Here is a 21,557-nt window from a genome sequence, read left to right on the forward strand (position 1 = left end):
GCCGTGACCTTGTTTGGCTACCGTGTGCCCATGATGGCGTCCCTGCTGGTCTGGTGCGTCGTATGGGAAATCGTCGGCCGGCTCGACCTTGTCTTTCTGCTGCCGCCGTTTAGCGACGTGCTGGTTGCAGCGGTCAGCCTGGTGCAGACGCCGTCCTGGCAGAGCGCGACAGTCACGACCCTTCGCGCCTTCGCGACGGGCATGGCCCTGTCGATCGTTGTCGGCGTGCCATTGGGTATCCTGATGGGACGCGTCAAGATCGCCGACGACCTGCTCGGCATGTGGGTCAACATCTTTTCAAGCGCACCGCTCTCGGCGATCGTCCCGGTGCTGATGATCCTGTTCGGCTTCGGCGAGAAGACGATCGTTGCGGCGGTGTTCCTGTTTGCGATCTGGATCATCGTTCTCGACACCCGCGCCGGGGTCCGTCATATCTCGCCGTCGCTGATCGAGATGGCGCGTTCCTACGGCGCCTCGCGCCCGGCGCTCTATAGCAAGATCATCCTGTGGGCGGCCCTTCCGGAAATCCTTGCCGGCATTCGCCTCGGCCTCATCCGCGGCGTCAAGGGCGTCGTCATCGGCCAGTTGCTCGTCGCCATCGTCGGCTACGGTGCGCTGTTCGAAACCTTCTCGCGAAATTTCCGCATGGCCGAATTCTGGGCCTTGACCATCATCCTTTTTGCCTTCGCCCTGCTGATCGCCGAACTGATCGAACGGGCCGAAGCCAAGGTCGAATACTACGCAGGAGCAAGACAGTGAACATGCACGGCACGACTTCAAGCTACGTCATCGAACCGACCGCAATCCCGAGCATCCCGGTGGCGGGAACCGACAAGATGTTTCCGGTGCACCGGGTCTATTGCGTCGGGCGGAACTATGCCGCGCATGCCGTCGAGATGGGACACGACCCCAACAAGGAGCCGCCATTCTTCTTCCAGAAGAACCCCGACAACCTCGATACGACAGGAGAATTTCCGTACCCTCCGGCCTCCAACGATGTTCATCACGAGATCGAAATGGTCGTGGCGCTGAAGAGCGGCGGTACCGACATCCCGGTCGAAAAGGCTCTGGACTGCGTGTTCGGTTATGGCGTAGGTCTCGATATGACGCGGCGCGACCTGCAAGGGAAGGCGAAGGACATGGGCCGTCCATGGGAGGTCGGCAAGGCTTTCGAGGCATCGGCGCCATGCACGCCATTGGTTCCGGCAAGCTCGACCGGCCATCCCAGCCAGGGCGCGATCTGGCTGGACGTCAATGGTCAGCGAAAGCAGACCGGCGACCTCAACCAGATGATTTGGAAGGTTCCGGAAATGATCAGCTACCTCTCAGGGCTCTTCACGCTGATGCCGGGGGACATCATTCTTTCCGGCACGCCGGCGGGCGTCGGCGCGGTCGTGCGCGGTGATGTTCTTCGCGGCCATGTCGATGGCGTCGGCGACCTAGAGGTTCGCGTTGTCTGAAGCGGCCTCGATCATTGAGCGGCTTGCCGCCGGAGCCGACGATGCGCCGGCGATTTCGGCACCCGACCGGATCACGCTCACGCATGGCGGACTGCGCCAGCTGATCTCCGAGACGGCAGCGCAATTGCATGCACTGGGCCTCGGCCGTGGCGATCGGGTGGCCATCGTGCTGCCGAACGGGCCGGAGATGGCGACGGCCTTTGTCGCGGTGGCGGCGGCGGCGTCGACGGCGCCGCTCAACCCGGCCTACCGGGCCGACGAGCTCGATTTTTATCTCTCCGACATCGGCGCCAGGGCGATCCTCGTCGCCGAAGACGAAAGCGGCCCGGCGGTGACCGTGGCCGAGCGCCTCGGCATAGCGGTGCTCAGGCTCACAGCACTGCGTGACGCGCCAGCCGGCAGTTTTGAGATCAAGGGCAAACCGGTTGGTCCGTCTGTTTCGCCCGGCCTGGCTGAGGACGGCGACATCGCGCTGTTGCTGCACACGTCCGGCACCACGTCACGACCCAAGCTGGTGCCGCTCAGCCACGCCAATCTCGCCGCCTCGGCCACTCACATCGGCGCGACGCTCGGCCTGACATCAGGCGATCGCTGCCTCAACATCATGCCGCTGTTCCACATCCATGGGCTGATCGCGGCGGTGCTGTCCTCGCTCGCCGCCGGCGGCAGCGTCTTCTGCACGCCGGGCTTCAACGCGCTGCGCTTCTTCCATTGGCTGGGCGAGGCGCGGCCGAGCTGGTACACGGCCGTGCCGACTATGCATCAGGCGATACTGCCGCGCGCAACGCGGAATGCAGATGCATTGGCCGACGCGCCTCTTCGCTTCATCCGCTCGTCCTCGGCATCGCTGCCGCCGCAAGTGATGGCCGAGCTTGAGGCGACCTTCGGCTGCCCGGTGATCGAATCCTACGGCATGACCGAGGCCGCGCACCAGATGGCTTCGAACCGGCTGCCGCCGGGCCAGCGCAAGCCGGGCAGCGTCGGCGCCGCCGCCGGACCGGAGGTGGCGGTGATGGCGCCGGACGGGCGATTGCTGCAGCCCGGTGACACCGGCGAGATCGTCATTCGCGGACCCAATGTCACCGCGGGCTACGAGAACAATCCGGACGCCAATGCCACCGCCTTCGCGCATGGCTGGTTTCATACCGGCGACCAGGGCGTGCTCGACGACGACTTTTATCTGCGCGTCACCGGCCGGCTCAAGGAGATCATCAACCGCGGCGGCGAGAAGATCTCACCGCTCGAGGTCGACGACGTGCTGATGGACCATCCGGCGGTGGCGCAGGTCGTCACCTTCGCCACGCCGCACGACAAGCTCGGCGAGGAGGTCGCGGCTGCGATCGTGCTGCGCGAGGGCATGGCCGCCACAGAAGGCGACATCCGCAGCTTTGCCGCGACACGGCTTGCCGACTTCAAGGTGCCGCGCATTGTCCTGATCCTGGACGAAATCCCGAAGGGCGCGACCGGAAAGCTGCAGCGCATCGGCCTCGCGACCAAACTCGGTCTTGCAAAACCTGGGCTGGGATAATGCGGATCAGCATTTTTGGCGCCGGCGCGATCGGCGGCTATCTCGCGGCCAAGCTTGCCATGGCCGGCCGCGTCGATCTGTCGATCGTGGCGCGCGGCGCGCATCTCGACGCGATCAGGGCAAACGGGCTTCGCCTGATCGAAGACGGTCATGAATCCGTCGCCTCGGTCAGGGCCGCCGCGCAGGCGCAAGAGCTAGGCGTCCAGGACTATGTCGTGCTGGCGCTCAAGGCCCATTCGGTTGCGCCAGCGCTCGACCAGATCGCGCCGTTGCTGGGCGAGGGGACGGCCGTCGTGACCATGCAGAATGGCGTGCCGTGGTGGTATTTCCACAGGATCGGCGGGCCGCTCGAAGGCACACGGTTGCAAGCGGTGGATCCCGGCGGGGTGATCTGGGACCGGCTTGGGCCGGATCGCGTCATCGGCTCGGTCGTCTATCCCGCGGCAGAGGTGGATGCGCCCGGCCTGGTCCGCCATATCGAGGGAAAGCGGTTCTCGCTCGGCGAGCCCTCGGGCGAGAAGAGCGAGCGTGTCACGCGGCTTGCCGAGGAGATGGTTGCGGCGGGGCTGCAGGCGCCGGTTCGCGACGACATCCGCAGCGAGATCTGGGTGAAGCTGTGGGGCAATCTCTCCTTCAACCCGATTTCCGCTCTGACCGGCAGCACGCTTGCGGCAATCGCTGCCGACGAGGCCACCCGCACGCTTGCCCGCACCATGATGCTGGAGGCGCAGGCGATCGGCGAAAGCCTCGGCGTTCGTTTTCCGATCTCGGTCGACCGCCGCATCAAGGGTGCCGGCGACGTCGGCGAGCACAAGACCTCGATGCTGCAGGATCTGGAGCGTGGCCGGCCGATGGAGATCGATGCGCTGGTGACGGCGGTCCAGGAACTCGGCCGGCTGACCGGCCAGCCGACGCCGACCATCGACAGCGTGCTGGCGCTGGTGCGCCGCCTCGCCATCGAGCGCGGCTGCTATTGATGTACCAATCGTGAAGTTGCCGCCTCGCTCTCCCCGGGCGAACGAGTACAGATGTATCGGCAGAGATCTGGATCGCATGGCTATTGATCGTCGCATCACAAGTGCTTCAGCGGTCAAGGCTGGCGCGCAATACTCATCCTGACAACAATTGTCAGCTGTCGAGCGGACCGCCGGTGGCAGGTTAGCAAACGGTTCCCTACTTGGAACGCGTCTGAACAGGAGGTACACGCATGACCACCGCGGAAATTGCCAAGGATTTCACAGATCTGCTCAAGCAGGGTCAAAACGATGTTGCGGCTGAGAAGTACAATGCCGACGACATCGTCAGCTACGAAGCGATGGAAGGGCCGATGGCCGTCTGCCGTGGCAAGGAAGCCGTGAGGCAGAAGGAGGTTGGTCTGTACACGGTCAAGAACGGCAAAATTGCCGAAGAGCGCTTCTATTATTGAGGCTGAAACCGGATTTCGGAAGCTCTGTCACTCGCTGCATCGTTGGTGATCAGGCATGGCGGCCAGGACGATGCCCTGGCCGCCATGTGAGCAAGCTCAAATCCTCTTCACATATGGCCGCTGGCAATGCTTGAACGGTGGTTTAGGGTGCGGCAGATTCGATGAGCGACCAGCCCGAGGGCCAAAATATTGACGATCACCATGTACGGCATCACCAATTGCGACACGATCAAGAAGGCGCGTGCCTGGCTGGAAAGCCACGATGTCGCCTATCGTTTTCACGACTACAGGGTCGAGGGGCTGGAGTCGGATAGGCTCGACGGCTGGTCCGGCAAGGTCGGCTGGGAAACCCTGCTCAACAAGTCGAGCACGACGTTTCGCGAACTGTCGGACACGGACAGGCTGAGCCTCGACGAGAGGAAGGCCAAGGCGCTGATGCTGGCCAAACCGACGATGATCAAGCGGCCGGTCCTCGATCTCGGCCATCGTATCCTCGTCGGCTTCAAGCCTGATGTCTATCAGCAGGCGCTGGGCGGGTTGAAGTAGCCGGACGGGATGCTTTTCACGCTCCAGCTCGCCAGGCGAATTGGGTCGCGGAAAAGACCTTGGCCTGCCTGGCCGAGAGCGCGTCCCACGCTGCGCGGCAGCCGGGGTCCGGCTCGATTGTCTCGGCGATGCTCGTCATCGCATCCGCAGCCTCGGCAAAACCCTCGAACCATCCGATGCCGACCGCCGCGCTGATCGCTGCGCCGAGCGACGAGGCTTCGGCATTGTGACCCTTATGGATCGCGATCCCGGTTGCGTCCGCGATCATCTTTGTCCAAAGCCTGCTGTTGGCGCCGCCGCCGATCGCCACCATTTGCGCCGGCGAAAGACCATGGCTGCGCATCTCTTCAAGAGCCCGGGCGGTTTGCAGCGTCATTGCCTCGAGCCCTGCACGATAAAAATGACCGAGCGTGTGCGAGGGGTGCATGCCGATGAAGCTGGCGCGTGCGCTCGGATCCCAGTGCGGGTCCATGCAGCCGACCAGGGTGGTGCCGGCGAGAAGTCCGTCCGAGCCGATCGGCACGGCCGCCGCTTCCCTTTCGAGGCGGTCGAAGATCGCCGGATCGGAGCGCCCGCCGGCAAACATGTCGACGAACCAGTTGACGAAATAGACACCCGCCCGCTGCACGGCCTCGAGGAAATAGCCATCGCCGGTTGGCGAGGTCATGGTGCGCCAGAAGGCGCCGACCACCGGTTCTGGCGACCAGATTCCCGCGATGATCGCGGTTCCGAGATTGAGATAGACGACGCCGTCGCGCATGGCATTGACGCCGAGCCCGGCGCATTGCCCATCGCCGCCGGCGGCAATCACCGGGGTTCCTTCCGAAAGGCCGGTTGCGGCGGCTGCGGCGGCATGAACGGTCCCGACTCGCGTGCCGGACCGCACCGCATTGGGAAGTTGCGACGGTTTGATGCCCAGATGATCGAGGATCGGCTGCGACCATACCTTGCGCGAGATGTCGAAGAGACCGAACGGATCGGCGCTGGTCCAGCTCGCGCTTGGCGTTCCCGTCAGTCTCAGCGTCAGATAGCCATGCACGTCGAGGATTTTGTTCGCCTGGTCCAACCGTTCCGGCTCGTTCTCGCGCAGCCATTTCAGGCGATAGACGACCGGCGTCACGTCGATCGGCTTGCCGGTGATCTGGTGCAGCCGCTCACGGCCGATCTCCGCCGCGAAACGGTCGACCAGCCCGGCGGCGCGTTCGTCGAGCCACAGGCTCGCGGGTCCGATCGGCTCGCCGGCGCCGTCGATGAGGGCTACGGTCTCGCGCTGGTTCGAAATCGCGATCCCGGCGATGCGTGTCGCGTCGACCGCGCCGACAAGCTGTCGCAGCGCCGCTGTTGCGGCCCGCCACCAGTCGGTGACCTCCTGCTCGACATAGTCCGGCCTCGGCTTCATCAGTTCGAGCGGCGCCCGGCCTTCCGCCACGGCTCGTCCGTCCCGGCTCCAGGCAATCGCCTTGCAGGATTGCGTGGAACTGTCGAGGCCGACGACAAGCGGTCCGTCGCTGCTGCCCATGATTGTCCTCCCGAGACGATGACTTCCACCGGTGCTGGTTACCGGCTATTCCAAGAGACTGTTCGCGGTGGCCATGTCGGTGACAAAATGTGTCGCATATCCGCCGCCGAGCCCGGCCCTGATCGCCGCCATCTTGCGGGCGCCACCGGCGGCGCAGATGCGGACCGGCACCGCTTTCAGTTCGTCGAGTGTGATGCCGACGGTGCGTCCGTCGAGCGGCGTTGCAAAAGCAGTTCCCTGAGCGTCGATGAACCGCCCGATGATGACCCCGAGCGCGCCCTGCTCGATCATGCCGGCAAGTGCGGCGGCATCCGATATCCCGGCTCGGGCATAGGTGCTCTCCGGCCCAATATCGCCGATCCCGAAGATGACCTTGCCGGCGGCATGGATCATGCGGAACTGGTTGACGAGCATCGGCTCCTGCATGAGTTGGTCGTGCAGTTCGTCGGTGGAGACGATCGCCGGGGCAAGCAGGTTTATGCAGCGGGCGCCGAGCCGGTTGGCCATCAGCGAGGTGCAGAATTCCGGCGAGAAATCGCTGGTGCCGATCGAGCTTCCCGACAGCTGGACGACGGTGAGGTTCCGGTCATGCCGTAGTCGTGGGATCGAGCGGGCGGCAGCGAGCACCGTTTTTCCCCAGGCAACGCCGATCGTGTCGCCCGGATCGACCATCGACGCCAGCAGCCGTCCTGCCGCTTCGCCGATGCGGCGGTCGGCATCGTTTGGATCGAGGTCGGGGATGACCGCCGCGCCGCGAAGCCCGTATTTTTCCATGAGACGACGCGAGGTCAAGGTGCGGGCAAAAGCGTCGTGGTCGACCTGCACGGCGACAAGTCCGCTTTCGCGCGCCTCCTGCAGATAGTGCACCACGCTCGCCCTGGAGACGTTCATGACCTTGGCCACGTCGCTCTGGTTGAGCTGGTCGACATAGTAGAGCCAGGCAGCCCACGCCACCGCGCTGTCGAATTCGGGCGGCAGTGCCGAGAGCCCAGATGGTCGGACCACGTCGATGTCGGCATTGGCATTCATGTCCCTTTTTCCGCAGGTTTGCAGAACGAAGTCAAGCGTCGTGGGCAAATGCTTGACAAAAGACAGTGATAGGTGACTATTGTTTGTAACGCCAACGCTCCTGCGCCTCGATTACAGGGTCGCCAGCATGAGGACGTCATGACCAATCCGGCAGCCGGATCCTGGACGGCATTGATCGACGACATTCTGGACGGGCGCTGGACCAACCCTGAGACCGGTGAAAAGGCGGTGGTGCCGTATGACCGGATTGTCATCGAAGAAAGCCTCGACGGGCGGGCGGCCGATCTGGTTTCGGAACTCGATCTAGGGGAGCGGTTCACGGTCGTTGCGGATGCCGCCACCTATGAGGCGCTTGGCCAACGCGTTGCGCGCGAACTGAAGACGCTCGGTCCGGTCGATGTGGTGATCCTGGATCATCCGCATGCCGACATGGCCAATGTCGAAAGCCTCGCCGTCAAACTCGCCGATGCGGATGCCGTGGTCGCGGTCGGTTCCGGCACCATTAACGATCTCTGCAAGTTCGTCACCGGAAGGAATGGACGGCGCTATTGCGTGTTCGGGACGGCCGGTTCGATGAACGGCTACACATCGACGACTGCGTCGATCACACTGGAAAGCGGCTTGAAGGTATCGCTCCCTTCCCACGCCCCGTCAGGCTTTTTCGTCGACCTTGGCGTCTCCGCTGCCGCCCCGACCTATCTGTCGGCGGCGGGGTTCGGTGACTGCCTTTGCCGCTCGGTCGCCCAAATCGACTGGTGGATGTCGCACCGCCTGCTTGGCACTGCCTACCATCAGGTCCCGTTTCTCATCCAGGAAAAGGATGAGACGGCGCTCAACCAGCGTGCCGGAAATCTTGCCGAACACGACATCGAGGCCAACGGCTATCTCTATCGCGTGCTGACGCTCTGCGGTCTCGGAATTTCCTTCACCGGCGTCTCCAATCACGGTTCCATGGGCGAGCATCAAATATCGCACTACATCGACTGTTTCGCCGGCGAGCGTCACCCCGGCACGCTGCATGGCACCCAGGTCGGCGTCGCTTCGCTCACCATGGCGCGATTGCAGCAGGCCATGCTTGCAAGCGACAAGCTGCCGGTGGTGAAGGCGACGAAGATCGATCCTGACGACATGGTCCGCCGCATGGGTCCGGCTGTCGCCGCACAATGTCTCGACGAATTGAAGAAGAAGGCCTTCGACGAGACTGCCGCCGCCGCATTCAACGAGCGGCTGCAGGAGCTGTGGCCGACACTCAGGCAGGAGCTCAAGCAATTCATGGTGCCTGTCGACGAGATGCAGCGCCTGCTGAAATCGACCGGCGGGCCGATTTCAGCGGCCGAATTGGGCACCCCGGCCGATTTTTATCGCGAAGCCGTCGTTCATTGCCGGGAGATGCGCAATCGCTTCTCGTTCCTCGACATTGCCGCCGATGCAGGAATGCTGGAGGATTTTGCGCGTGGGGAAGCCTGACCGGATGCGCGACCTCGCCGAATTCGGACCCGAAACTGCATCGCGCATTCGCGGCGTCTTCTGCGATATCGACGACACCTTGACCACCGAGGGTCGTCTTCCGGCCGACGCCTACCGTGCGCTCGAACGCCTGCACGAGGCGGGCCTTGTCGTTGCTCCCATTACCGGGAGACCGGCAGGCTGGTGCGACATGATTGCCCGGTTCTGGCCGGTCACCGGCGTGGTCGGCGAAAATGGCGCTTTTTACTTCGCTTATGACCAGGCAACGCGAAAGATGATCCGGGTTTTCGCGGCAAGCGCTGACGAACGCCGGGAAAACAGGCGCAGGCTCACCGAACTGGAAAAGCGCATTGTCCAGGAAGTGCCGGGTTCGGCGGTATCCGCCGACCAGCAATATCGCGAAGCCGACCTGGCCATCGACTTTTGTGAAGATGTTCCGGCGCTGCCGCTGTCCGATGCCAGGCGCATCAAGCAGATTTTCGAGGAGGCCGGCGCTGTCGCCAAGATTTCGTCGATCCATGTGAACGGCTGGTTTGGCCGATACGACAAGCTGGCGATGACGCGCCGCTTTGCAAGCGAGAGGCTGGGAACCGATCTCGATGCTGAAAGGCAGGCCTATGCTTTCGTTGGAGACAGCCCGAACGACGCCCCGATGTTCGGGTTCTTTCCGAACGCGTTCGGGGTCGCGAATGTGGTGGATTTCCAGGGACAGATCGACGCCGAACCCGCTTTCGTCGCCAGGTCGCGGGGTGGCCGCGGCTTCGTCGAGATTGCCGATATGATCCTGGCGAACCGGAGGTCGGGATTGGGCTGATCGGCGGGCGCGAAAATGCGGACTGCAAAAGACGCAAAAAAGGATGTTCTGCAGGCGATGGAACCGAACCAGGGACGGCTTAGGCAAGCGGGCGCGATGCGCCAGGCAACATCGCACGGCAGCTTCGGCTGCCGCCGCAACCCCGGCCGGTCACAGCGAACTGCCCGTCCCCTGATCGGTGATGAGGCCGGTGAAGAATCCCTTTTCCAGGAGCTTGGTCATGATGCCGACCTTGTTCTTTCCGCCGGAAACGAGGATGCGCTTGGGAATGTTCAGCGTGTCGCGAGGATAGACCCCGACAATGCGCTCGTTGACGGGATGGTCGATGAGTTCGGCGTCCCGGTCGAAGAAATAGCCGAGAAAGTTCCCGATCGGCTTCAGTCTCAGGATATCGTCGAATTCCTCGTCGGTCATGTAACCGACGCTCCGCAGCGTCGAACTGGTTGTGCCGCCGACGCTCATCAGCGCAAGGTCGGCGTTCAGCGCCTTCTGGATAACCTCGCGCGCGCTCGGTTGCTGCAGGATCGTCTCACGGCTTTCACGGCTGTCGCAGATGATCGGTCCGGGGAGATAATAGGATTCGGCCTGGGTGCGCTGGGCAAAGACAGCGGCCGCGTCGTATTTGTCGATCGACGACCGGCGCGACAGCGAGCCGAGAAGCGGCACGACGGTAACGTTTCTGAGCGCCACCGGCTCGATGTTGGAAGCGAGCCATCGCATGGTTCGGCCCCACGCCATGGCGACCGTCATGTCGTCCCTGAGCAGCGTCTCGACGGTCTGCGCGGCATAGATGCCGATCACTTCGGAGAGCCCGAGTTCCGACCCGGTGTCATCAGGTGTGACGCTGCATATGTCGAGCCGGTACTTCCGCCTGAGCTGTTCTTCCATTTCGAGCGCCTGGGACGTACCGGCGTTGATGCGGATCGAGACGATGCCGCGCTCCTTCGCCTCGGCCAGCAGCCTGTGGATCTTGGTGCGGTTGATCTGCAGCCGCTCGGCGATGGCCTGCTGCGTTTCGCCCAGCACGAAATACTGATGGGCAACCCGTGCCAGCAGACCGATCGACGTCATGAGGGTCCTCCGATGCTTGTGGCGCACCGATCCGAATGCCGCTGTAGCCGGCCAACAAGTGCTTGCCACAGACAGAGCGACGATATAGCATTTGAACAAATGCACAAGATATGAACATTTGTGCATCGCAAAACGAAGCGGTTCGGGAGGAACGCGTGCGGGTTGCCCAAGCCAGACGTTTCGTCATTTCGGATCACCCGCTGCCCTGGCTGCTGCCGCTGGTGGCGATCCTGCTTGTCTTCACCGTGTATCCTCTCATCTACAACATCTGGCTGAGCTTCCATGAGTTCGTCCCGCGCCGGCGGGCGCTCGAATTCGTCGGAACGGAAAACTGGGTGCAGCTGTGGAACGACACGCGGTTCTGGCAGTCGCTCGTCATCACCTTCACCTATTTCGCCATCGCGCTGATCTTCGAGCTGGTGCTCGGCATGGCGATCGCGCTGCTCCTCGACAGCGACGGCTTCGGTTTCGGATTCCTGCGCGGCGTGCTGACGATGACGCTCGTCATCCCGCCGGCCATTGTCGGCATGATGTATCTGCTGATGGAGGATCCGCAGTTCGGGGTGATCAGCTATCTCCTGCAGTCGATCGGACTGCTCAATTCGAACAACCCCATCCTCGCCACCGCGTCGACCGCGCTTGCCGGCGTTCTCGTCGCGGAAATCTGGCAGTGGACGCCGTTCATGGTGCTCATCTTCCTTGCCGGTCTCAGGGCGCTGCCGCCGGAGCCTTACGAGGCCGCGATGATCGACGGCGCGTCATCATTCCAGATTTTCCGGCGCATCACCCTGCCGATGATGTCGAAGGTGATCGCCATCGCCGTGCTGGTCCGCGGCATCGATCTGTTCCGCGTCTTCGACTACGTCTTCGTCATGACCTCCGGCGGACCGGGAGCGTCGACCTACTCGCTGTCCCTCTATGCATGGCAGCAGACGTTCAGCTTCGTAAAATGGGGCTATGGAGCCACGCTCAGCCTCGTCACCCTGGTGATCATACTCGTCATTGCGAACCTCTTCATCCGTATCGCCAAGGTGAGGTGGTAGAATGAACGGCTCCTTCTCGACCCGCATGCTTCGCACCATCGCCGCCTGGGTTGTGGTCGCGATCTTCTTCTTTCCGATCTACTACTGGACGTCGGTGGCGTTCAAACACGGCAACGACATCTTCAACCGGCCGCCGAAACTGTTCGCCTTCACGCCGACCTTCGACAATTTCCAGAAGGTGTTCGGGATTTCGCTGGGCAGCGGCGGCATCACCGTGACGCCGGGCGGCGGCAATTTCTACATGGCGCCCCGCGTCTGGGATTCGATTGTCATCGCGACGCTGTCGACCGTGCTCGCTGTCACCATCGCCACGCTTGCCGCCTATGCCCTGTCGCGCATGAACTTCCGCGGCCGGCACAGTTTCGTCGGCTGGGTGTTGTCGACGCGCATGATGCCGCCCGTCGCGGTCGCGGTGCCGATGTTCTTCATCTACAAGAATTTCGGTCTCATCGACACCTATACCGGCATGGTGCTGATCCACGCACTGATGAACCTGCCGCTCGCCGTCCTCCTGATGAAGAGCTTCTTCGACGACATTCCCTCCGAGATCGACGAGAGCGCGATCGTCGATGGCGCCAGCCGCTTCATGATTTTTCGCAGGATCGTGCTGCCGATGGCCAAGGGCGGCATCGCCGCCACGGCGGTGCTCTGCTTCATCTTCAGCTGGACCGAATTCCTGTTTGCGCTGACCCTGACCACCACGTCGCTCAAGACTGTGCCTGTCGTCTCGTCGACCTTCGTCACCTCGATCGGCACCGCATGGGGCAACATGGCCGCGCTTGGCGCCGCCTCCATCATTCCCGCTTTCATCTTCATTCTGTTGGTTCAGAAGCACCTCGTGCGCGGTCTCACGATGGGATCGTTGAAACAATAGATGGGAGGCTCGAATTCGCAGCCTTGAGAAAATCGCGAATTAAACCGGAGGAGTAGACAATGAAAGACAGCATCAGAAAGGCGCATCTTGCTTCTGTCACCGACCGCTTCGTTCGCGGACAGATGGACCGCCGCTCGTTTCTGCGCGCAGCAAGCATTCTCGGCCTCGGCGCCGGCGCGCTCGGCATGGGTTTGGGACGGCGTCCGTTCTACGGCATCAGCCAGGCATCGGCTCAGGAACAGGAACTGAAGCCCAGCGCCGAAATCACCAAATGGCTCTCGGATGTCAGCAAGCCCTTTGCCGGAACGACGCTTCGTCTCGCCACCGAATCGACACCGCCGTCGAATGCCATCGCCACGCAGCTCAAGCAGTATTTCGAGGAGGCTACCGGCATCAAGGTCGAGATCGAAGTGCTGCCGCTCGAGCAGGTGCTGCAGAAGCTGACCCTTGACGTGGCTTCGAGCCTCGGCACTTACGACCTCTACTATATCGACCAGAGCTGGGCGGCGAGCTTCAGCCAGGACGTCTTCGATCCGCGCGAGCAGCTCAAGAACGCCGACCTGGCAATGCCGAACTACAACATCGACGACTTCCTGAAGCCGCTCGTCGACGGTATCGCCATGTACGAGGACCGCATGGTCGGCGTACCCTACGACATCCCGATCTTCATCATGCAGTACCGCAAGGACGTCTGGGACGAGCTCAAGCTGCCGCCTCCGGCGACGCTGGACGATTTGCTGAAGGCGTCTGCGGCGATCACCGACGCCAAGGGCCCGAACATGTACGGCACCAGCGGCCAGATGAAATCGGGCCATTACAGCCTCGAATGCGATTGGACGGCGTGGCTTTGGGGCCATGGCGGTTCGATTTTCGGCCCCGACGGCAAGTTCACCGGCAATGACGACGCCGGCTTGGCCGCCATGGCCTACTGGGACAAGCTCAAGGCGACGATGCCGCCCGGCGTCGACGGCTGGACATGGGATGGCGAGGGCCAGTCGGTCGGCCAGGGCGTCGCCGCCTCGATGCTGTCCTGGGGCGAATTCTTCCCGTTCTTCGACGATCCCAAAGCCTCCAAGGTCTCCGGCCTGATGGAAGCGATGGTTCCGCCGAAACCTGCCGCGACGCTTCGCACCGTCGAGCAGACCGGGTTCGGCGAAATTCCGGGCGTTGGCCACCAGGGCGGTTCTTCGCTCGCAGTGTCGAAATACTCGAAGAGCCCGGACGCCGCCTGGATTTTCATGCAGTGGGCGACCTCAGCCGATACCCAGGCGCTGATAACGGTTCTGGGCGGCGGTACCGGGCCAACGCGCACCAGCGTCTATGACGATCCGCGCGTGCTGGCCAATGCGCGTGTCGGCGCCGGCACGACCCGCCACTTGCCGGTCGTGCGCGACACCATCGCCAACTACATGGGATCCGAGCCCGACCTGCCGGCATGGGCAGAACTCTCGAGCGACATGATCCCGGTTGCGCTGGGCAAATACTTCGCCGGCCAGTCGGGCTCGGCCAAGGAGTCGCTCGACGCCCTGAAAACCCAGGTCGACGATCTCGTCGCCAAGGGCTGAGTCTTCCCCCGGGCCGGCTGTCCGAAGGCCGCCAGCCCGGGGTATCGACAATTTCGATTGAGGAAAGCCATGGCTGGAAAACAGCTCGTAGCAGTGACAGGAGCCAGTTCTGGTATCGGCGAGGCGGTCGCCAAGGCGTTTTCGCGCGCCGGCCACCCTGTTCTGATGATGGCCCGCCGTCTGGAGCGCATGGAGGCACTGAACCTGCCCGACAGCATGGCCCGGCAGGTCGATGTCCGCGACCGCGCCGCGATCGCAGCCGCCGTGAAGGAGGCGGAAGCCGAGTACGGACCGGTCGACATGCTGTTTGCCAATGCCGGCATAGCGCGTCTCGCCGACATAGGCCGCCAGCCGCCCGAGGAATGGGACGAGATGATCGACATCAACACCAAAGGCGTGCTGAATTCGGTCCATGCCGTGATGTCGGGCATGATGGAGCGCCGTCATGGAACCCTGTTCATGATGAGTTCGATCGCCGGCCGAAAAGTCTATCCGGATCATACCGTCTACTGCGGGACGAAATTCTTCGTTCACGCCGTGTCGGAATCGCTGCGCGACTATCTTTCCGGCTATGACGTCCGCGTCGTCGTGCTTTCGCCCGGGGTGATCGAAACCGAGGTTCTGAGCGGTGTCCTCGATCCGCAGACACTCGCCAACTACAAGGCCAACAAGCTCAAGATCGGCGGCGGCATCGGCCCGGAGCACGTCGCAGACCTCATGCTACACACCTACCAGATGCCACAAAACGCTCTCGTGCAGGAAATCGTCATCACGCCGACCAGGCAGAAATACTGACGACCCTGACCCGGGCGTCTGGAGACAGAGAATGGCCACCGTAGAATATAGGAACATCGCCAAGAGTTTCGGCCATGTCGAGGTGATGAAGGATATCTCCTTCGGCATTGCCGACCGCGAATTCGTCGTCCTTCTTGGGCCGTCGGGCTGCGGCAAGACCACGCTCCTGCGCATGACGGCCGGGCTTGAGCGCGTGACCAACGGTGACCTTTTGATCGGCGACAGGCGGGTCAATGACGTTCACCCGCGCGATCGCGACATCGCGATGGTGTTCCAGAACTACGCGCTCTATCCGACAATGAAGGTGTTCGACAATATCGGCTTCAGCCTCGAAGTGGCGAAAGTGCCAAAGGCGGAGATCAGGAAGAAGGTCGAATGGGCGGCGGAAATCCTGAACCTTACGCCCTACCTCGGGCGCTATCCCAAGGAACTGTCGGGTGGCCAGCGCCAGCGCGTCGCCATGGGCCGCGCCATGGTGCGCAATGCCGCCGTCTTCCTTTTCGACGAGCCGCTCTCCAATCTCGACGCCAAGCTGCGCACGCATATGCGCGTGGAAATCCGTCAACTCCACAATCGTCTCGGCACAACCACGATCTACGTCACCCATGACCAGATCGAGGCGATGACGATGGCCGACAAGATCGTGCTGATGCATGCCGGCAGGATCATGCAGATCGGCACGCCCGACGAGGTCTACGAGCGCCCGAACTCGAAATATGTCGCTGATTTCATCGGCTCACCGTCGATGAACTTCATCGCCGGCGCTGTCGAGACCGCAGGCGGCAGTCCTCGCTTCGTCGCCGAAGGCGTGTCGATCGGCCTGTCACCGCAGATCAAGGCGAAGCCAGGCCAAAAAGTCATCATGGGGGTGCGGCCACACGATCTCGGCATTTCGGATACGGGTGAGATCAAGGGCGAGGTCGTGCTGTCCGAAACGACCGGCGCCGATGTCCAGATTCATTTGCGCGTGGCCGGATACGACGCCGTCGCCGTGGTGCCGCGTGACGAGCGCCGCAACGCCGGCGCCGCGATCAACCTTTCGGTTCTGCCGGGCAAGGTGCACCTCTTCGATGCGGCCACGGAACTGCGTGTCGCCTGAGCTAGCGATGACGGCGGCGTCGATGTGGCCTCGGCAACGACTGCGTGTTCGCTGGCACGAAGGAGGGTCAGGCGGTCGGCGAGACAGCGCTCAACGACATGATCACCAAGAACCGCTCGCGCGGCGGTCTGCTGGCCCTGCAGGGCATCGCCACCCAGCATGGGCATGCGCGCCTCGTTCCGCACATGGGCGAAGGAGCACAAGTTCGATAACGATGCCGCCGAGCTTTGCCTTGCGCACGTCGTCGGCACCAAGACCCAGCAGTCCTATGACCGCGCGGCAATGCTTGGGGAGCGCATCAAGATCATGCGGGCTTGGGGCAATTACTGCACGGGCGTTTCGAACGTCGTGCCTCTGCAAGTGGCGGCATGATGAGCACCCCCAAGCGCGAAACGGTTGAGATGCTCGACGTCTACTCGGACGACAACAGGGCGACTGGTCCATCTAGGGCCAGGTCGCAAAGAGGTCTGCCCAACAGCGGACGTTGTGTCGGCGGCCAAGTGAGGTATCGTCCAAATCCAACGTCCCGCAACACTGGAAATTCGATACTTAGATCAATGCTTTCATTACCTCGCGTTTGCCGGCTTCTCATCTTTGTCGCGCTGACAATCGTGACCCAGATCGGTGGCCTTGCCTATCTTCTGGCTTTGCTCGCAACCCACGCTTTGGGCACGCGGCGCCTCGCGGCAAAATTTGGGATGTTCATCGTTTTCTACGCCGCTACAGCATTTGCAGCGAGTTTTGTTGCACCGATATTCGGGCGGGTTCCTCTATCCTGCTTTCCAAACGAGAAGGTCCGTCTTGTCGTGAAGTCGCCGATCTTTGCTTGCTCAACCGCAACTACGTGGCGCCGCCCATGCATGATCTCGTCACGGCGCTTGCGGAAGATGTGGACCGCGAATTCCCTGGCACTGCCACAGTCGCACTGGATGGAAACTTCCCCTTTTGGGACGGTTTTCCGCTGCTTCCGCATCTTTCCCATGCCGATGGCAAGAAACTCGATCTCGCATTCTACTATAAGACCCCGCAAGGCAACTTCCTGAATGGCGTAGCGAGGTCCCCGATCGGGTATTTTGCCTTCGAGGAACCGCCGGCGGGCGACGAACAGCCCTGTGAAGGAAGGAACGACTTCATCACTGCGCGATGGGATCTCGAGTGGCTGCAGCCATTCTTTCCCGGCTATCAAATCGAAAAGCGGCGCACGGCCTTTTCCCTCCATTGGCTTTCCACGAAAGGCGTCGAAAGGTTCGGGCTGGATAAGATCTTCCTGGAACCGCATATTAAGAATGCGCTGGGCACCACCGACAGCCATATCCGGTTTCAGGGATGCCGCGCCGCCCGCCACGACGACCATATTCATATACAGATCAGGTAGTGATTATGGCGGGCAGATGGCAGCGGCAGAGCGCGCGCTATTGGGCTGAGCTGGTCTGGGGGAGCAACCAAATATCGAAAAGAGAGCCAACTGAGTTGAGCCCGCAAAAAAGAATTGAACTCAATTCCAAGAGGACTTCCGCATCGATCCACAGCGGGCATACGAGAAACACGGGCTCACTCCAATTCGATGGAGCGCCTGAATTTTCGCAAACCGATCATGTCCGGCTGTACGCGGGCTTCATATGCGGCCTGGTTTTCTTCATGCTCCTTGCCTGGAACGGCATCGTAATAGAATATTTTAGAGTACCACCCAGTTGACAACGCTGGGACGTGGGTTGGTAGGCGCTCGCATCGCCAAATAAATCCAGACAAATCTTCCTGACGCTTGCTCGCAGGCAACCACCGTCAATGAAAAGGTATTCGCGGTCCCCCTTGATATCATCGCCGCCTTTATTCCCCTGAGAGTTGCCTATTGTTCTGCCGGAAAGTGGCTCGTGCTCCGGCTGGGCATGATGAAACACCTGCCCCAGCTATGGAGCGAAGTTGCCGGTGATGATTAAGAGAAAGAGAGCAACACGTCGGAACACCTCCCAAGCTACCATCAGGCCGAGGCCGATCACCACAGCCCACGCAACCAGCTTACCCCAATTCTTTCCGGCAGTTTGGGCAGCAGACGGCTTTCTTTCCCCTTCGGTCATAGTCTCGCCCTTCGTTAAGTTTGCCAACGAATGCCTTTGTCCCGCCTGGCTGACTGACTGCGGCCGCTATCGAATCATAGATGGAACACCCAGATTGGTTTCGCGCGGTGCTGACCTCTGCGACGTAAGAGTGATTGTTGGCAGCCAGATGATAGGTCATCCCGCACTCCCTAGAGATAGGCAGAGCGCGCTGCCTCAGCCCTTTAGACTGAGATAGTCAGCCAAAGCCACTGCGTTGTTGTGCATGTCGTCCTGGGCGCCGTAGAGCAGCGTCACCCGGCCGTTGTCGAGCAGGGCGCGCAACTGGCCGACCGCCTCGCTGTTCCTGTCGAGCTCGCCGCGATAGCGCTGCTGGAATTCCATCCAGCGCGTCGGCTCGTGGCCGAACCATTTGCGCAGTTCATCGCTTGGCGCGACGGTCTTCAGCCACAGTGTCAGCGCGGCATCTTCCTTGCGGACGCCGCGCGGCCATATGCGGTCTATGAGCACCCGCTGCCCATCGCCAGGCGAGGGCGGCTCGTAGATGCGTTTGACCCTGATATCGAGTTTCATTGCCAACTCCGGGGTTGGCCGCCATGTCGTCTTGCTGGCCATGTCGTCTTGCTGGCCATCACGGCTTGCTGGCGGCTGCTTACGCCCCCACTCGCCCTTACGCCCACTCGCCCTTGCGCATGACCGGCACGCGGCCGCCGTCCTTGCCGACGCCGTCGATGTCGATCTTGTCCGAACCGATCATCCAGTCGATATGGATGAAGCTCTTGTTGCCGCCGCGCGCCGCGATCTCGTCCTGAGTGAGCGAGGCGCCGTCGACAAAGCACTTCGAATAGCACTGCCCGAGCGCGATATGGCAGGCGGCATTCTCGTCGAACAGCGTGTTGAAGAACAGCAGGCCGCTCGCCGCGATCGGCGAGGAATGCGGCACCAGGGCGACCTCGCCGAGCCGGCGTGCGCCTTCATCGGTGTCGAGCACTTTTTTCAGCACATCCTCGCCGCGGCTGGCCTTGGCCTCGACGATGCGACCCTGCTCGAAACGCACCGCAATGCCGTCGATCAGCGTGCCCTGGTACGACAGCGGCTTGGTGCTCGTAACATGGCCTTCGACGCGCCTTGCATGCGGCGTGGTGAAAACCTCCTCGGTCGGGATGTTCGGGTTGCAGGTGATGCCGTTCCTGGCGGTCGAGGCGCCGCCCATCCATTCATGGCCGTCGGCCAGGCCGACGGTCAGGTCGGTGCCAGGTCCGGTGAAATGCAGCGCATGGAAATTATGGCCGTTCAGCCATTCGGTGCGGCTGCGAAGCGCCGCATTGTGCGCTGTCCAGTTGCCGATCGGGTCGTCGACATCGACCCGTGAGGCGGCAAAGATCGCGTCGGCGAGCTTCGCCACGGCGACGTCGTCGCTATCGCCCGGAAACACCTGCCTGGCCCAGGCCAGGTCGGGATAGGCGACGATGTTCCAATTGATGTCGAAGCCGGTGATCTTTTCCAGTGCCGGCTGATAGGCGATCGAGTTGGCCTTGTTGGCGCGCGCCACTTTCGCCGGATCCTGCGCCGACAGCAGCGACGGATCCTCGCCGCGCACGGCAAGCCGCGCCGCGTTGTTGGCGAAGGCCTTGGCCATGCCCTCATAGAGCCAGCCGGCGGCGTGGTCGAAGCCGGCATCGGCGCCGTAGCGGAAGCGTGCCAGCGTCATCTCGTCGTCGTTGAAGATCGGCGTCACCAGGCCGGCGCCGGCTTTGTAGGCATGCTCGACGATCCGTCGCGTCAAAGGCAGCGCTGCGATCGACGATGTCAGCACCAGGTCCTGCCCCGGTTGCAATTGCAGCCCGACCTTGATGGCGACTTCTGCCAGCCTGTCGAGCTTCACCGGGTCGATCGTTGCGGCAACGTCGCGCGAATGTGTGGTCATGATCCTGCCTGTCGCGATGTGGGAGTCTGGTTCTTACATAGACCGGTGCCATCGGTCTTTCCACCGTGATCGACCGGGCCTGCTCAGGCCGCGCCGGCGAGCGCGCCGAACTGCGCCATCGTCGCCTCGATCTCCTCGCGGATCCAGATCTTGAAATCGCGCAGCTTGCGGCTCTCGCTCTTGCTGGCCGAGGTCACCAGCCAGTAGCCCAGCCCGCTCTCGGCGCGGACGCCGAACGGGGCGACCAGCCGGCCGTCGGCGAGAGCGTCAGCCGTCAGCAATTGCCAGCCGAGCATGACGCCGTGGCCGGCGATCGCCGATTCCAGGCAAAGCATCGGGTCGGTAAAGCGCGCGCCCTTGAGAAAGGTGACCGGCTTCACCCCGGCCGCCTCGAACCAGCTTTCCCAGCTGATCATCGCTCTTTCGTCGGTGATCGCGCAGGTCAGGGCGAGATCTTCGATCGATTTCAGTTTGTCGGCGATCGCCGGGGCGCAGACCGGGAAGACTTCCTGCGCCAGCAGCAGCTGCGCGCGCACGCCCGGCCATTTGCCGTCGCCGAGCCGGATGGCGATGTCGATGTCCGAGCGATCGAGATCGGCAATCCGCACCGAGGCGTCGATGCGCAAAAGCACGTTCGGATGCCGGGCGAAGTGGCGTGACAGTCGAGGCAGCAGCCACTTCGAGGCAAAGGCCGGCGCAACCGAGACCACCAGCGTGCATTCGGAGGCCTCGTCGGCGAGCGCCACGGCTTGGGCGAGCTCGCGGAAACCTGCCCCGAGCCGGGCGGTGAAGACGGTGCCGAATTCGGTCGGCACCAGACCGCTTGCCGTTCGTTCGAACAGCGCCTGGCCAAGTTGCGCTTCCGTCCGCTTGACCTGCTGGCTGACGGCGCTGGCGGACACGTTGAGTTCGCTCGCCGCAGCCGAAAGCGATCCCAGGCGGGCGACGGTTTCCACGGCGCGCAGGCCGTTGAGGTGGACGCGGTTGAGCAAGGCCATACAGTTTTTCTAAACCGGCACGGTTGAAATCTCAATTGAAACATGGGGAGGAACGGCAAATTTTAAGGAACAAGCAGACCTGTGGAGGAAAAATACGATGAAGATTTTGTCACTGCTCGGGGTCTTTTCCGCTGCCGGCGCGCGGCAAAGCCGGTCGCATGAAAGCGAGGCCACCCGATGGGCCACCGATCCGCTGTCGCATCCTGTGCTCGACACCATGTCGGAGCGCGAACTCGGCGACCTGCCGTTCCGGAGGACAGCCCGGCGCACGGCTTATGAGACGGGTACCGGCCAAGTCAGCTGCGGCTGAAGATGCGAGCAAAGGTCGGAGCGGGCTCAGTT

23 protein-coding genes and 1 pseudogene are annotated in these 21,557 nt (G+C 62.4%); 17 read left to right on the forward strand and 7 right to left on the reverse strand.

The genetic code is table 11. From position 1 onward, the window contains the following. Positions 1 to 3: 3 nt before the first annotated feature. From AC0L2A_RS12535 to AC0L2A_RS12560, 6 genes are all read left to right on the forward strand, one after another. On the forward strand, positions 4 to 759 hold the full coding sequence (locus AC0L2A_RS12535; protein ID WP_128167733.1) for an ABC transporter permease: 756 nt from the start codon (positions 4 to 6) through the stop codon (positions 757 to 759). 2 nt (positions 760 to 761) lie between these two features. Beyond that, positions 762 to 1,460 carry a fumarylacetoacetate hydrolase family protein gene (locus AC0L2A_RS12540; protein ID WP_473609144.1) on the forward strand — a complete coding sequence of 233 codons (699 nt, stop codon included), beginning with the start codon at positions 762 to 764 and terminating at the stop codon, positions 1,458 to 1,460. Beyond that, positions 1,453 to 2,988: an acyl--CoA ligase gene (locus AC0L2A_RS12545; protein ID WP_473609068.1), complete on the forward strand. Its 1,536-nt coding sequence runs from the start codon at positions 1,453 to 1,455 to the stop codon at positions 2,986 to 2,988. Before AC0L2A_RS12540 ends, AC0L2A_RS12545 begins: the two co-directional genes overlap by 8 nt. Beyond that, positions 2,988 to 3,965 carry a 2-dehydropantoate 2-reductase gene (locus AC0L2A_RS12550; RefSeq protein WP_473609069.1) on the forward strand — a complete coding sequence of 326 codons (978 nt, stop codon included), beginning with the start codon at positions 2,988 to 2,990 and terminating at the stop codon, positions 3,963 to 3,965. Before AC0L2A_RS12545 ends, AC0L2A_RS12550 begins: the two co-directional genes overlap by 1 nt. A gap of 230 nt (positions 3,966 to 4,195) precedes the next feature. Further along, positions 4,196 to 4,414: a hypothetical protein gene (locus tag AC0L2A_RS12555; RefSeq protein ID WP_473609071.1), complete on the forward strand. Its 219-nt coding sequence runs from the start codon at positions 4,196 to 4,198 to the stop codon at positions 4,412 to 4,414. 189 nt (positions 4,415 to 4,603) lie between these two features. Beyond that, positions 4,604 to 4,960: an ArsC family reductase gene (locus tag AC0L2A_RS12560; protein ID WP_473609072.1), complete on the forward strand. Its 357-nt coding sequence runs from the start codon at positions 4,604 to 4,606 to the stop codon at positions 4,958 to 4,960. A gap of 16 nt (positions 4,961 to 4,976) precedes the next feature. Here the strand turns inward: AC0L2A_RS12560 and AC0L2A_RS12565 are convergent, their stop codons facing one another. Then, positions 4,977 to 6,479 carry a xylulokinase gene (locus tag AC0L2A_RS12565; RefSeq protein ID WP_473609073.1) on the reverse strand — a complete coding sequence of 501 codons (1,503 nt, stop codon included), beginning with the start codon at positions 6,477 to 6,479 and terminating at the stop codon, positions 4,977 to 4,979. A 45-nt stretch (positions 6,480 to 6,524) separates the two neighbouring features. After that, a complete protein-coding gene (locus AC0L2A_RS12570) occupies positions 6,525 to 7,508 on the reverse strand; it encodes a sugar-binding transcriptional regulator (RefSeq protein ID WP_473609075.1) in 984 nt (327 codons plus the stop codon). Positions 7,509 to 7,646: 138 nt separating this feature from the next. Here AC0L2A_RS12570 and AC0L2A_RS12575 point away from each other — a divergent pair, with 138 nt between their 5' ends. Both AC0L2A_RS12575 and AC0L2A_RS12580 read left to right on the forward strand, forming a co-directional pair. After that, positions 7,647 to 8,975, forward strand: a complete 1,329-nt coding sequence (locus AC0L2A_RS12575) for a sn-glycerol-1-phosphate dehydrogenase (RefSeq protein ID WP_473609076.1) — start codon at positions 7,647 to 7,649, stop codon at positions 8,973 to 8,975. 4 nt (positions 8,976 to 8,979) lie between these two features. Further along, the gene (locus tag AC0L2A_RS12580) at positions 8,980 to 9,789 is read left to right on the forward strand and encodes an HAD-IIB family hydrolase (RefSeq protein WP_128245667.1); all 810 of its coding nucleotides are present in this window, start codon (positions 8,980 to 8,982) and stop codon (positions 9,787 to 9,789) included. Between the two features lie 150 nt (positions 9,790 to 9,939). Here the strand turns inward: AC0L2A_RS12580 and AC0L2A_RS12585 are convergent, their stop codons facing one another. Beyond that, positions 9,940 to 10,860 (reverse strand): sugar-binding transcriptional regulator, encoded by a 921-nt coding sequence (locus AC0L2A_RS12585; RefSeq protein WP_023799422.1) that lies wholly within the window; start codon positions 10,858 to 10,860, stop codon positions 9,940 to 9,942. Positions 10,861 to 11,015: 155 nt separating this feature from the next. Here AC0L2A_RS12585 and AC0L2A_RS12590 point away from each other — a divergent pair, with 155 nt between their 5' ends. From AC0L2A_RS12590 to AC0L2A_RS12625, 8 genes and pseudogenes are all read left to right on the forward strand, one after another. Then, complete coding sequence (locus AC0L2A_RS12590; protein ID WP_031255008.1) at positions 11,016 to 11,903, forward strand: carbohydrate ABC transporter permease; 888 nt, start codon at positions 11,016 to 11,018, stop codon at positions 11,901 to 11,903. 1 nt (position 11,904) lies between these two features. Further along, positions 11,905 to 12,777, forward strand: a complete 873-nt coding sequence (locus tag AC0L2A_RS12595; RefSeq protein ID WP_473609078.1) for a carbohydrate ABC transporter permease — start codon at positions 11,905 to 11,907, stop codon at positions 12,775 to 12,777. A gap of 59 nt (positions 12,778 to 12,836) precedes the next feature. Beyond that, positions 12,837 to 14,342, forward strand: a complete 1,506-nt coding sequence (locus tag AC0L2A_RS12600; protein ID WP_473609079.1) for an ABC transporter substrate-binding protein — start codon at positions 12,837 to 12,839, stop codon at positions 14,340 to 14,342. A gap of 69 nt (positions 14,343 to 14,411) precedes the next feature. After that, a complete protein-coding gene (locus AC0L2A_RS12605; RefSeq protein ID WP_473609080.1) occupies positions 14,412 to 15,137 on the forward strand; it encodes an SDR family oxidoreductase in 726 nt (241 codons plus the stop codon). A gap of 31 nt (positions 15,138 to 15,168) precedes the next feature. Next, positions 15,169 to 16,236 carry an ABC transporter ATP-binding protein gene (locus tag AC0L2A_RS12610; protein WP_473609082.1) on the forward strand — a complete coding sequence of 356 codons (1,068 nt, stop codon included), beginning with the start codon at positions 15,169 to 15,171 and terminating at the stop codon, positions 16,234 to 16,236. 44 nt (positions 16,237 to 16,280) lie between these two features. Further along, on the forward strand, positions 16,281 to 16,448 hold the full coding sequence (locus AC0L2A_RS12615; RefSeq protein ID WP_473609083.1) for a hypothetical protein: 168 nt from the start codon (positions 16,281 to 16,283) through the stop codon (positions 16,446 to 16,448). Beyond that, positions 16,402 to 16,608 carry a hypothetical protein gene (locus AC0L2A_RS12620; RefSeq protein WP_473609084.1) on the forward strand — a complete coding sequence of 69 codons (207 nt, stop codon included), beginning with the start codon at positions 16,402 to 16,404 and terminating at the stop codon, positions 16,606 to 16,608. The genes AC0L2A_RS12615 and AC0L2A_RS12620 overlap by 47 nt, the downstream gene beginning before the upstream one ends. A gap of 185 nt (positions 16,609 to 16,793) precedes the next feature. After that, positions 16,794 to 17,611, forward strand: a pseudogene (locus AC0L2A_RS12625) (hypothetical protein). 532 nt (positions 17,612 to 18,143) lie between these two features. Here the strand turns inward: AC0L2A_RS12625 and AC0L2A_RS12630 are convergent. From AC0L2A_RS12630 to AC0L2A_RS12645, 4 genes are all read right to left on the reverse strand, one after another. After that, on the reverse strand, positions 18,144 to 18,311 hold the full coding sequence (locus AC0L2A_RS12630) for a hypothetical protein (protein ID WP_473584514.1): 168 nt from the start codon (positions 18,309 to 18,311) through the stop codon (positions 18,144 to 18,146). A gap of 195 nt (positions 18,312 to 18,506) precedes the next feature. Beyond that, positions 18,507 to 18,863 (reverse strand): DUF488 domain-containing protein, encoded by a 357-nt coding sequence (locus AC0L2A_RS12635; RefSeq protein WP_473609086.1) that lies wholly within the window; start codon positions 18,861 to 18,863, stop codon positions 18,507 to 18,509. Positions 18,864 to 18,960: 97 nt separating this feature from the next. Then, a complete protein-coding gene (locus AC0L2A_RS12640) occupies positions 18,961 to 20,217 on the reverse strand; it encodes an aminopeptidase (RefSeq protein WP_473609087.1) in 1,257 nt (418 codons plus the stop codon). An 83-nt stretch (positions 20,218 to 20,300) separates the two neighbouring features. Then, positions 20,301 to 21,215, reverse strand: coding sequence for a LysR substrate-binding domain-containing protein (locus tag AC0L2A_RS12645; RefSeq protein WP_473609088.1), 915 nt, complete (start codon positions 21,213 to 21,215; stop codon positions 20,301 to 20,303). 97 nt (positions 21,216 to 21,312) lie between these two features. Here AC0L2A_RS12645 and AC0L2A_RS12650 point away from each other — a divergent pair, with 97 nt between their 5' ends. After that, positions 21,313 to 21,525, forward strand: coding sequence for a hypothetical protein (locus tag AC0L2A_RS12650; protein WP_473609089.1), 213 nt, complete (start codon positions 21,313 to 21,315; stop codon positions 21,523 to 21,525). Positions 21,526 to 21,557: the final 32 nt, after the last annotated feature.

It is taken from the genome of Mesorhizobium sp. WSM4844 (genome assembly GCF_055811775.1).

What these genes read in the sequence shown, in the direction of transcription:
- AC0L2A_RS12640 (WP_473609087.1), bottom strand. Translation starts at nt 20,217, where the DNA reads ATGACCACACATTCGCGCGACGTTGCCGCAACGATCGACCCGGTGAAG.
- AC0L2A_RS12540 (WP_473609144.1), top strand. Translation starts at nt 762, where the DNA reads ATGCACGGCACGACTTCAAGCTACGTCATCGAACCGACCGCAATCCCG.
- AC0L2A_RS12650 (WP_473609089.1), top strand. Translation starts at nt 21,313, where the DNA reads ATGAAGATTTTGTCACTGCTCGGGGTCTTTTCCGCTGCCGGCGCGCGG.
- AC0L2A_RS12555 (WP_473609071.1), top strand. Translation starts at nt 4,196, where the DNA reads ATGACCACCGCGGAAATTGCCAAGGATTTCACAGATCTGCTCAAGCAG.
- AC0L2A_RS12570 (WP_473609075.1), bottom strand. Translation starts at nt 7,508, where the DNA reads ATGAATGCCAATGCCGACATCGACGTGGTCCGACCATCTGGGCTCTCG.
- AC0L2A_RS12610 (WP_473609082.1), top strand. Translation starts at nt 15,169, where the DNA reads ATGGCCACCGTAGAATATAGGAACATCGCCAAGAGTTTCGGCCATGTC.
- AC0L2A_RS12565 (WP_473609073.1), bottom strand. Translation starts at nt 6,479, where the DNA reads ATGGGCAGCAGCGACGGACCGCTTGTCGTCGGCCTCGACAGTTCCACG.
- AC0L2A_RS12580 (WP_128245667.1), top strand. Translation starts at nt 8,980, where the DNA reads ATGCGCGACCTCGCCGAATTCGGACCCGAAACTGCATCGCGCATTCGC.
- AC0L2A_RS12550 (WP_473609069.1), top strand. Translation starts at nt 2,988, where the DNA reads ATGCGGATCAGCATTTTTGGCGCCGGCGCGATCGGCGGCTATCTCGCG.
- AC0L2A_RS12630 (WP_473584514.1), bottom strand. Translation starts at nt 18,311, where the DNA reads ATGACCGAAGGGGAAAGAAAGCCGTCTGCTGCCCAAACTGCCGGAAAG.
- AC0L2A_RS12575 (WP_473609076.1), top strand. Translation starts at nt 7,647, where the DNA reads ATGACCAATCCGGCAGCCGGATCCTGGACGGCATTGATCGACGACATT.
- AC0L2A_RS12605 (WP_473609080.1), top strand. Translation starts at nt 14,412, where the DNA reads ATGGCTGGAAAACAGCTCGTAGCAGTGACAGGAGCCAGTTCTGGTATC.
- AC0L2A_RS12635 (WP_473609086.1), bottom strand. Translation starts at nt 18,863, where the DNA reads ATGAAACTCGATATCAGGGTCAAACGCATCTACGAGCCGCCCTCGCCT.
- AC0L2A_RS12620 (WP_473609084.1), top strand. Translation starts at nt 16,402, where the DNA reads ATGCGCGCCTCGTTCCGCACATGGGCGAAGGAGCACAAGTTCGATAAC.
- AC0L2A_RS12600 (WP_473609079.1), top strand. Translation starts at nt 12,837, where the DNA reads ATGAAAGACAGCATCAGAAAGGCGCATCTTGCTTCTGTCACCGACCGC.
- AC0L2A_RS12595 (WP_473609078.1), top strand. Translation starts at nt 11,905, where the DNA reads ATGAACGGCTCCTTCTCGACCCGCATGCTTCGCACCATCGCCGCCTGG.
- AC0L2A_RS12645 (WP_473609088.1), bottom strand. Translation starts at nt 21,215, where the DNA reads ATGGCCTTGCTCAACCGCGTCCACCTCAACGGCCTGCGCGCCGTGGAA.
- AC0L2A_RS12585 (WP_023799422.1), bottom strand. Translation starts at nt 10,860, where the DNA reads ATGACGTCGATCGGTCTGCTGGCACGGGTTGCCCATCAGTATTTCGTG.